Source organism: Oceanihabitans sediminis (assembly GCF_003337215.1).
Classification (GTDB): domain Bacteria; phylum Bacteroidota; class Bacteroidia; order Flavobacteriales; family Flavobacteriaceae; genus Oceanihabitans; species Oceanihabitans sediminis.
Window position 1 is genome coordinate 1 of sequence record NZ_QPIG01000017.1, and the last position, 958, is coordinate 958.

The window sequence follows — 958 nt, forward strand, 5'->3', positions numbered from 1 at the left end:
TGTTGACGAGATCAAAGTCTCTGCGTATATAATAACCTTATTCCTCTCCTTTGTTCTTTCTTATTTATAGGTCTTAATTTAGTGTTTTTATTAAAATGCTAACTTAAGCCGTATATAATTTATTGCTAGTTCTAGCCTACTTACGAAAATCCTCGCGGATTTTCTATTCGGTTTTTATTTGCTAAATTAGGTGCTTAATCACGCAACAAACCATATACATAAACGTTGTATGCCATTTGACCAAACTGTATGAATAGGACTGAATTATTTGATAAGGTTTTAAAACAGATTTACGACAATCCAGATTCTTTTTGGATAATTCCGACTTGGTGTGAACGTGAATTTGGAATAACTGACAGAAATCTAATCGAATCAATTGTTGACGAAATGATAGAACGTGATTGGGTTTTACCAAAAAATCATAGTAAATATTCCGTGATGATAAAATATAACGGACAACAGGTTTACGAAAAATACGGATCTTATTCATCATTTGAAAAATCTATTAATAAGGCGAATAGCAGAACTAAAGCCGAAAAAAATATTAAAATAATACTTTCAATCATTGGTGGAATTGGTGTTATTTATGGTTGTGTTTTCACTTATTTAAACTATCAAAAGGATAAAAAAATTGACAATCAACAATCTGAAATTAAAGCGTTGGAAAAAACGATTGACTCGTTACAAACCGAATTAAAAAAACGGCATACAACAATGTATAACCGCAATTACGGCGGATTCGACTGCGTCCGAATCCACTCGGAATTGCTAACGTCAGTTCTTAACCGAAAATCATTAACTTTAATCCCGTAACTGACGGTTATACGAGACCGTTGTAAAACATTTAAAACATACCGATGAAACTAATAATTTCTACCTTACTTTTAATTTCACACCTAACATTATTTTCTCAGTCAAATAATTTTGATGGTGATTATTATCGTGCACTCGGGAAAGA

At 31.8% G+C, this 958-nt stretch carries 1 protein-coding gene; it reads left to right on the top strand.

The window, feature by feature from the left end; genetic code table 11:
- Positions 1-249 precede the first annotated feature (249 nt).
- Positions 250-813, top strand: coding sequence for a hypothetical protein (locus DU428_RS13325; RefSeq protein ID WP_113966868.1), 564 nt, complete (start codon positions 250-252; stop codon positions 811-813).
- Positions 814-958 lie beyond the last annotated feature (145 nt).